The organism is Kitasatospora sp. NPDC057738 (assembly GCF_042798815.1).
GTDB classification, from domain to species: domain Bacteria; phylum Actinomycetota; class Actinomycetes; order Streptomycetales; family Streptomycetaceae; genus Kitasatospora; species Kitasatospora lactacystinica.
Genome location: NZ_JBHVJT010000065.1, coordinates 1 through 8,184, shown reverse-complemented (window position 1 = coordinate 8,184; position 8,184 = coordinate 1). Strand labels below are relative to the sequence as shown.

Genomic DNA, 8,184 nt, shown 5'->3' with positions numbered 1-8,184 from the left:
AAGCGGACCGGCCTCCCCCCAGATCCTCTCCCCCCCCCCCGGTTGCGGGGTTCAACCCCCCCCCCCTCGCCCCCCCCCCGCCGGCCGCCCCCCCGGGGCGGGTCACTCCATGCCGCGGCGCTTCATGAAGTGCCAGGTGATCTCCAGGGCGATGCCGCAGACCACCGCGATGGCGACGCCGATCAGCGGGTCGCGGTAGCCGACCAGGGAGAGGTCGAAGAAGGACTTCAGCGGGGGCACCAGCAGCACCAGCGCGAAGGCGCCGCCCATGCTGCCGATCAGCAGCAGGCGCCACCAGTTGTAGGGGCGGGCGACGATGGCGAGGACCCAGAGGGCGATCAGGAAGAGCGTCAGGGTGGCCACGCTGGTGTCGGCCTTGAGGTCGGTCGCGTGGTCGGCGCGGGCGAGCGAGTAGGCGACGAAGGTGCCGGTGCCGGCGATGGCCCCGCCGGGGATCGCCAGCCGCAGCACGCGTTTCACGAAGCCGGTGCGGGCCCGTTCGTCGTTGGGGGCGAGCGCGAGGAAGAAGGCCGGGATGCCGATGGTCAGCGAGGACAGCACGGTGGAGTGCCGGGGCAGGAACGGGTACGGCGAATGGGTGAAGATCACCAGGAGCGCCAGCAGGACCGAGTAGACGGTCTTCACCAGGAAGAGTGAAGCGACCCGCTCGATGTTGCCGATCACCCGGCGGCCCTCGGCCACCACCGACGGCAGCGAGGCGAAGGAGTCGTTCAGCAGCACGATCTGGGCGACCGCCTTGGTGGCGTCGGAGCCGGTGCCCATCGCCACGCCGATGTCGGCGTCCTTGAGGGCGAGCACGTCGTTGACGCCGTCGCCGGTCATCGCCACGGTGTGGCCGCGGGACTGCAGCGCCCCGACCAGCTGGCGCTTCTGCTGCGGGGTGACCCGGCCGAAGACGCTGGTCCGGTCGGCGGTCTCGGCGAGTTCCTCCGGATCGGAGGGCAGGGAGCGGGCGTCCAGCGGGTGGTCGGCGCCGGGCAGGCCCAGGTGGCCGGCCACCGCGCCGACCGAGACCGCCGCGTCGCCGGAGATGACCTTGGCCCGGACCCGCTGGCTCTCGAAGTAGCGCAGGGTCTCGGCGGCGTCCGAGCGCAGCCGCTGCTGGAGCACCACCAGGGCCAGCGGGGTGAGGTCGGCCGCCGGGTCGGGGGAGTCCAGCGGGACGGGCGTGCGGCCCAGCAGCAGCACCCGCAGGCCCCGGGCGCCGAGCTCGTCCACCTCGGCCAGCGCCGGGTGTCCGGCGGGCAGCAGCACGTCGGGCGCGCCGAGCAGCCAGCTGGCCTCGCCGCCCTGCGGCTCCAGCAGCTGCACGCCGCTCCACTTGCGGGCGGAGGAGAAGGGCATCGCCTCGATCACCCGCCAGCCGTCGTGGCCGGAGCGGGCGCCGTCGTCGCCGCGCCCGTACGCGTCGATGACCGCCTGCATGGACGGGTTGGGGCGGGCGTCGGCGCCCGCCATCACGGCCAGGGCGTGCTTGACCGTCTCCGGGGCGACGGCGCCGGGCTCCCCGTCGGAGAGCACCCGCAGGTCGATCACGTCCATGCCGCCCTCGGTGAGGGTGCCGGTCTTGTCCAGGCAGACGGTGTCCACCCGGGCCAGGCCCTCGATCGCCGGGAGCTCCTGGACCAGGCACTGCTTGCGGCCGAGCCGGACCACGCCGATCGCGAAGGCGACCGAGGTCAGCAGCACCAGCCCCTCGGGGACCATCGGCACGATGCCGGCCACCATGCGCCGCACGGCCTCCCGCCAGTCCCGGCCCTCGACGGCCAGCTGGCTGATGATCAGGCCGAGGGCGGTGGGGATCAGCAGGTAGGTGATGATCCGCAGGATGCTGTCGATGCCGGAGCGCAGTTCCGACTTCACCAGGGTGAACTTGCTGGCCTCCTCGGCGAGCTGGGCCGCGTAGGCCTCGCGGCCGACCTTGGTGGCGGTGAACGCACCGGCACCGGCCACCACGAAGCTGCCGGACATCACCTGGGCGCCGGGCTGCTTGAGGACCGGATCGGGTTCGCCGGTGAGCAGCGACTCGTCGACCTCCAGGCCGTCCGCCTCGGTGACCTCGCCGTCCACGATCACCTTGTCGCCGATGCCGAGCAGCACGGTGTCGTCGAGGACGATCTCGGAGACGCCGATCTGCTGGACGGCGCCGTCCCGGCGGACCTGCGGTCGGGCCTCGCCGATCAGGGCCAGGCTGTCCAGGGTCTTCTTGGCGCGCAGCTCCTGGATGATGCCGATCGCCGTGTTGGCCACGATGACCAGGCCGAACAGGCCGTCCTGGATCGGACCGACGATCAGGATGATCCCGAACATCACGCCGATGATCGCGTTGAAGCGGGTGAAGACGTTGGCCCGGACGATCTCCCGGGTGGACCGGCTGGACCGTACGGGGACGTCGTTGACCTGACCCTTCGCGACCCGCTCGGCCACCTCGGAGGCCGTCAGGCCGCCGCGTCGGCCGGGCAGCAGGCCGAGGGGGTGCGCTCCGTCCGGGCGGTCTTCGTCGGTCGGCCGCTCTTCCGCTGGCTGGGCAGGCTGCGTCATGGCACCGACTCTACGGGCGCCTTATGTCCGGTGCGTGCTACTAAAGGACCATTCAGTCCGACCGGGTGGCCGGACCCTGGCCGTCGTCCCCGGTCGCCCGTTCGGCCGTGTGCCCCGGTGCCGGTCCGGCCGCCTCGGCGGCGCGGCTGCGGGCGATCGCGTCCCGCCGGGCGCGGCAGTACCAGAGGCCGATCAGGCCGAGCAGGCCGCCGGAGAGGCAGATCCAGGGCCAGGTGCCGTGGCCGTGCGCGGAGAGGCTGCCCTGGAAGGGGAGCAGGGCGAGGAAGGCGATGAACCACAGCACCGTGCCGCCGCCGACGATGGCGACGTCGTTGGCCTCCAGCGGAGGGGGCGAGGGGTGCAGCGGCGTCTTGGGCATGGGGTCTAGCGTACGGTGCGGTGGGGCGGCCGCGCGGGTGCCGGGACGCCCCGCAGGCCCCCCGCAGGCTCTACGCGCGAAGATAGCGCGTGTGCGATCGGGAAACCATACTTAAAGATCTGCGCCCGGCCACCGTCGCCCCGGGCGTCCCCCACCCTCTCCTCAGCTCCCCCACAGAGGACGCACGCATGCCTGTGGTCCAGCCGACCACCGAGTCGCCCGAACCCGCCGACGCCGCGCCGAAGCCCCCCACGAGCGCCGTCGACCGCTTCTTCCGGATCAGCGAGCGCGGCTCCACCCTGCCGCGCGAGATCCGCGGTGGTGTCGCCACCTTCTTCACCATGGCGTACATCCTGGTGCTGAACCCGATCATCCTGGCCAGCGGCACGGACGTCACCGGGGCCCACCTGGACAGCGGCCAGCTGGTCACCGCCACCGCCCTCACCGCGGGTCTCACCACCCTGCTGATGGGCGTCATCGGCAACGTCCCGATCGGCCTGGCCGCCGGCCTCGGCGTCAACACGATCGTGGCGCTCCAGCTCGCTCCGAAGATGACCTGGCCGGACGCCATGGGCATGGTCGTGCTGGCCGGTTTCGCGATCATGCTGCTGGTCGCCACCGGTCTGCGCGAGCGCGTCATGAACGCCGTCCCGCTCGGCCTGCGCAAGGCGATCGCGATCGGTATCGGTCTGTTCATCAGCCTGGTCGGCCTGGTCGACTCCGGCTTCGTCAGCCGCATCCCGGACGCCGCCCACACCACCGTCCCGCTCCAGCTCGGCGGCAACGGGCACCTGCTCGGCTTCCCGGTGCTGATCTTCGTGGTCGGCCTGCTGCTCACCCTGGTCCTGCTGATCCGCAAGGTGCCCGGCGCCATCCTGATCAGCATCGCGGTCTCCACGGCGCTCGCCGCGGTCATCGACAAGGTGGCCGACGTCCCGGCGGCCAAGTGGGGCCTCACCGTCCCGACCTGGCCGGGCAACCCGGTCTCCGCGCCGGACTTCGGACTGGTCGGCAAGGTCAGCCTGTTCGGCGGCTTCGAGAAGGTCGGCGTGCTGACCGGCCTGCTCTTCGTCTTCACCGTGCTGATGTCCTGCTTCTTCGACGCGATGGGCACCATCCTCGGCGTGGCCGACGAGGCCCACCTGCTGGACGAGAAGGGCGACCTGCCCGGCATCAACAAGGTCCTGATGGTCGACGGCATCGCCACCGCGGCCGGCGGCGCCACCTCCGCCTCCGCCAACACCTGCTTCGTCGAGTCCACCGCCGGCGTCGGCGAGGGCGCCCGGACCGGCTTCGCCTCGATCGTCACCGGCCTGCTCTTCGTGGTGGCGCTCTTCCTCACCCCGCTCGCCACCATGGTCCCGGCCCAGGCCGCCACCCCGGCCCTGGTCACCGTCGGCTTCCTGATCCTGGCCAACTCGATCAAGTCGATCGACTGGGCCGACTACACGATCGCGATCCCGGCCTTCGTGACCATCGTGATGATGCCGTTCACGTACAGCATCACCAACGGCATCGGCATGGGCTTCATCGTCTTCTGCGTGATGCGCCTGGCCGCCGGCCGCGGCCGGGAGGTCCCCGTGCCGATGTACGCGGTGGCGGCGGTGTTCGCCTTCTACTACCTGATGCCGGCCTTCGGCCTGCTCTGACGCCGTACGCCGACCGAGCCCCGTCCCCCCGGTTCCGGGAGGGCGGGGCTCCGGCGTTTCCGGGGCGGCCGTCCGGTCAGTGGACGCAGAACTCGTTGCCCTCCGGGTCCCGCATGACGGTCCAGGCGCCGCCGGGCTCCTCGACGTGCCGCAGGACGGTGGCGCCGAGGGATCCGAGGCGGGCGACGGTGGCCTCGCGCTCGCCCGGGCCGGGGTGGACGTCGAGGTGCAGGCGGTTCTTGCCCCGCTTGGGCTCGGGGACGGCCTGGAACAGGACACGGCGGCCGAGGCCGGTGTCCGAGGCCGGATCGAACGGGTCCTCGGGGTGGCGGACGGCGGCCAGGGAGCGCCAGGCCGGGCGGCCGTCCAGCTCGGTGAGGTCATCCGGGCCGACCGCGCCGGCGGCGAGCAGCCGGGTGATCAGCGCGCCGTGGTCCTCCTGCCTGTACTCCAGGGCGGCGGCCCAGAAGGCGGCCTGGCGGTGCGGATCGGCGCAGTCGATGACGAGCTTCCAGTGCAGCGGCATGTAACCGTTTTTACCGGTTACCGGGAGGGCGGGCAACGACCGGCCGTCAGAAGTTGTCAAAAAGGCACTCGTGTAGGCGAGTTGGCGGAGGGAATACTGCCTGGACGGAGAAGGGGGAGGGGACTCGACCGATGGTGCAACAGGATCCGCCGGGGGGCGTCGAGGCACAGCTGCTGCCGGAGCTGTTCTGGACGACGGACAAGGCCTCGCTGGACGGCCAGCGCGAGACGCTGCGCTGGTACCGCGGACTGATCGCGATGCTGGTGGTCGCCGCTGTGATCGGGTCGTTCCCGGGCCCGGACGACAAGGGCGACTTCGACGTCTGGCCGCTGTTCTCGGTCGCCGCCTTCCTGGTGGCCGGCTACTTCTGGTCCCGGCTGCGCCGCGGCAACCCGCAGGGCCGCTGGTACCAGGCCCGGGCGGCGGCCGAGTCGGTCAAGACGCTGGCCTGGAAGTACACCGTCCGGGCCCGGCCGTTCGACGGCCCGGCCGAGTCCGCGGACGTCGACCGCGGCTACCTGCTCCAGGTCGAGGACGTGCTGCGGGCCTTCGAGGACCCGGAGATCGTGCCGCCCGGCAGCGTCGCCGAGATCACCCCGGAGATGCGCCGCCGGCGCGCCGAGAGCCTGACCGCGCGGCGCACCCTCTACCTGCGCACCCGGGTCGAGGGCCAGCGCACCTGGTACCGCTCCCGGGCCGAGGCCTGCGACTCGCAGGCGGTCTCCTGGGGGCTCGGCGTCGCGGTGCTGATCATCGTCGGTGCCGCGGCGGCCGTCGCCCAGGCCACCGGCGCGCTGCCGGTGCACCTGTTCGGCGCCACCTCGGCCGCGGCCGCGGCGATCATCGCCTGGACGCAGCTCAAGCAGCTCGGCCCGCTGGCCGCCGCCTACCAACTGGCCGCGCGCGAGCTGGAGAACGTCGGCAACCAGCTGTCCGACCTCGACCTCCGGGCGCCGGACGCCGAGGCGGGCTGGGCCCGGCTGGCCGCCGAGGCCGAGGACGCCGTCTCCCGGGAGCACACCACCTGGCGGGCCCGCAGGGCGTTCCCGCGCTGAGCCGGGCCGGGCGGGGGAGAGTACTCGACCGGAGCGGGGACTTGGGGAGATCCGGCGAAACGCGGGGCGCAGGTGTGCGGGGTGCGTGAGGGTAGAGCGCCCAGGTACGGACCGTAATCATTACGTGTCCATGCCCTGGTTTCATCGCCTGCGCGCGACCCCAGTTCCCGCCGGAGGCCCTCCTTGCGCATTCTCCTGATCGCCAGCGCGTTCAACAGCCTGACCCAGCGCGTCCACACCGCCCTGCGCGAGCGCGGCCACCAGGTCGCCGTCCAACTCGCCCTCGACGACGAGCGGATGAGGGCGGCGGTGGCCCGCACCGACCCCGAGCTGATCGTCTGCCCGATGCTCACCAAGGCCGTCCCGCAGGACATCTGGTCCACCCGGACCGTCCTGATCGTGCACCCGGGCCCCAAGGGCGACCGCGGCCCCTCCTCGCTCGACCGGGCGATCACCGAGGGGGTGGAGCGCTGGGGCGTCACCGTGCTGCAGGCCGTCGCGGAGATGGACGCCGGCGACATCTGGGCGTCCGTCGAGTTCCCCGTCCCCGCCTGCGGCAAGAGCGAGTTGTACCGGGGCGAGCTCGCCGACGCCGCCACCGAGGCCGTCCTGCTGGCCGTCCAGCGGTACGAGGGCGGGCTGTTCACCCCCGAGCCGCTGGACTACGCGCGGCCGGACGTGCACGGCGAAGCGCGCCCCTTCCTGCGCCAGGAGGAACGCCGGATCGACTGGGAGCGGGACGGCACCGCCACCGTGCTGCGCAGGCTGCGCGCCGCCGACTCCCAGCCCGGCGTCCTGGACGAGCTGTACGGACGGGAGTTCTTCCTGCACGGCGGCCACCCCGAGGACGAACTGCGCGGCCCGGTGCCCGGCGCCGTGCTGGCCACCCGGGACGGCGCGATCTGCCGGGCCACCGTGGACGGCGCGGTGTGGATACCGCAGCTGCGCCCGCGCCGCACCCCCGGCGGGCCGGTCACCTTCAAGCTGCCGGCCGCCACGGTGCTCGCCGACGAGCTGTACCGGGTCCGCGAGGTGCCGGTGAGCCCGGAGCGGGCGGGCAGTCGGGACACCTGGTCGGAGCTGCGCTACCGCGAGGAGGGCGAGGTCGGCTTCTTCGAATTCGCCCACGCGGGCGGGGCGATGAGCACCGAGCAGTGCCGTCGGCTGCTCACCGCCTACCGGGAGGCGGCCGACCGGCCGACCTCGGTGCTGGTGCTCGGCGCGCCCCGGGACTTCTACTCCAACGGGATCCAGCTCAACGTCATCGAGGGCGCGGCCTTCCCGGCGCTGGAGTCCTGGGAGAACATCAACGCGATGGACGACTTCGTCGAGGCGGTGCTGACCACGACGGACAAGGTGACGGTGGCGGCGCTGGCCGGGAACGCGGCCGCCGGCGGGCTGATGGCGGCGCTCGCCGCCGACGAGGTGTGGTGCCGGGAGTCGGCGGTGCTCAACCCGCACTACCGGCTGATGGGCCTGTACGGCTCCGAGTACTGGACGTACACCCTGCCCCGCCGGGTCGGTGCCGAGCAGGCCGAGCGGCTCACCGCCGAGGCGCTGCCGGTCGGCGCCGACCACGCCCGCCGGATCGGCCTGGTGGACCGCACGGTCGGCGGGGACGCGGCCGGGTTCCGCCGCTGGGTGGCGCGCGAGGCGGCCCGGATCGCCGCCTCGCCGGACCTCACCGGGCGGCTGGTGGACAAGAAGCGCCGCCGCGCGGTCGACGAGGAGGCCAAGCCGCTGGCCGAGTACCGGGCGGAGGAACTGCGCCGGATGCACGCCAACTTCTACCGGGCGGGCGAGCCGTACCACGCGCTGCGGCGGGACTTCGTGCACAAGGTCTGCCCGGTGGCCACGCCGGAGCACGTGGCGGGGCTGCTCGGGCGGCCCGGACAGCCGTAACGGCCGGCCCGGGCCCCGGCGGGGGCCGGAGGCGGGGACCGCGGGGATACCGGGAGCGGGGACGGGCGGCGCCCGGCCGGGGTGGGGGGCCCGGCCGGACGCCCGCTCGGG

General features: G+C 73.0%; 6 protein-coding genes. 3 read left to right on the top strand and 3 right to left on the bottom strand.

Annotated elements, in window-relative coordinates; all coding sequences use genetic code 11:
* Positions 1–102: 102 nt before the first annotated feature.
* Both ACFVGO_RS29335 and ACFVGO_RS29330 read right to left on the bottom strand, forming a co-directional pair.
* Complete coding sequence (locus tag ACFVGO_RS29335) at positions 103–2,562, bottom strand: HAD-IC family P-type ATPase (protein WP_380635026.1); 2,460 nt, start codon at positions 2,560–2,562, stop codon at positions 103–105.
* Positions 2,563–2,614: 52 nt separating this feature from the next.
* On the bottom strand, positions 2,615–2,941 hold the full coding sequence (locus ACFVGO_RS29330; RefSeq protein ID WP_359905737.1) for a DUF2530 domain-containing protein: 327 nt from the start codon (positions 2,939–2,941) through the stop codon (positions 2,615–2,617).
* Positions 2,942–3,129: 188 nt separating this feature from the next.
* Between ACFVGO_RS29330 and ACFVGO_RS29325 the strand changes: the two genes are divergently transcribed.
* A complete protein-coding gene (locus ACFVGO_RS29325; protein ID WP_359905734.1) occupies positions 3,130–4,590 on the top strand; it encodes an NCS2 family permease in 1,461 nt (486 codons plus the stop codon).
* Positions 4,591–4,666: 76 nt separating this feature from the next.
* Here ACFVGO_RS29325 and ACFVGO_RS29320 read toward each other — a convergent pair whose 3' ends face one another.
* The gene (locus tag ACFVGO_RS29320; RefSeq protein ID WP_359905731.1) at positions 4,667–5,116 is read right to left on the bottom strand and encodes a VOC family protein; all 450 of its coding nucleotides are present in this window, start codon (positions 5,114–5,116) and stop codon (positions 4,667–4,669) included.
* Between the two features lie 131 nt (positions 5,117–5,247).
* Here ACFVGO_RS29320 and ACFVGO_RS29315 point away from each other — a divergent pair, with 131 nt between their 5' ends.
* On the top strand, positions 5,248–6,171 hold the full coding sequence (locus ACFVGO_RS29315; protein ID WP_359905728.1) for a DUF4231 domain-containing protein: 924 nt from the start codon (positions 5,248–5,250) through the stop codon (positions 6,169–6,171).
* A 183-nt stretch (positions 6,172–6,354) separates the two neighbouring features.
* The gene (locus ACFVGO_RS29310; protein ID WP_380635023.1) at positions 6,355–8,073 is read left to right on the top strand and encodes an enoyl-CoA hydratase-related protein; all 1,719 of its coding nucleotides are present in this window, start codon (positions 6,355–6,357) and stop codon (positions 8,071–8,073) included.
* Positions 8,074–8,184: the final 111 nt, after the last annotated feature.

Bases quoted from the DNA above. Each gene is read 5' to 3' on its own strand.
- ACFVGO_RS29335 (WP_380635026.1), bottom strand. From the start codon at position 2,562: ATGACGCAGCCTGCCCAGCCAGCGGAAGAGCGGCCGACCGACGAAGAC.
- ACFVGO_RS29330 (WP_359905737.1), bottom strand. From the start codon at position 2,941: ATGCCCAAGACGCCGCTGCACCCCTCGCCCCCTCCGCTGGAGGCCAAC.
- ACFVGO_RS29325 (WP_359905734.1), top strand. From the start codon at position 3,130: ATGCCTGTGGTCCAGCCGACCACCGAGTCGCCCGAACCCGCCGACGCC.
- ACFVGO_RS29320 (WP_359905731.1), bottom strand. From the start codon at position 5,116: ATGCCGCTGCACTGGAAGCTCGTCATCGACTGCGCCGATCCGCACCGC.
- ACFVGO_RS29315 (WP_359905728.1), top strand. From the start codon at position 5,248: ATGGTGCAACAGGATCCGCCGGGGGGCGTCGAGGCACAGCTGCTGCCG.